This window comes from Bartonella sp. MR168JLCBS (assembly GCF_042194175.1).
In genome coordinates, this window is record NZ_JBHIMP010000516.1 from 319 (window position 1) to 608 (window position 290).

Consider the following 290-nt stretch of genomic DNA (forward strand, 5'->3'; position numbering starts at 1 on the left):
ACAGCTTTCAAACCATAAGCACCGAAATTTAGATCCGTACCACCTTTCGAAACACCGTGAATACGACCTTTGAATTGTTTACGGAACCTTGTGCGCTTTGGCTGCAACATTGCTCTCTACTCCAAAATTCAGTTCAATCACAAAAACTAAGCATTTTCACGACGACGATTCGATGAAGACCCGGAATGATCAATTTCTACAGAACGACGTTCTGAAGCTATCGGATCGTACTCGAGAATCTCGCCCTTAAAGACCCAAACTTTAACACCACAAATACCATAAGCAGTCTT

The 290-nt window shown here is 42.1% G+C and carries 2 pseudogenes; both read right to left on the reverse strand.

The annotated features are described in order from the left end of the window. Nucleotides 1-110 (reverse strand): annotated as a pseudogene (rplP, locus tag ACFIK8_RS12345) (50S ribosomal protein L16); the annotation flags it as partial. Between the two features lie 36 nt (nucleotides 111-146). Continuing rightward, nucleotides 147-290 (reverse strand): annotated as a pseudogene (locus ACFIK8_RS12350) (30S ribosomal protein S3); the annotation flags it as partial.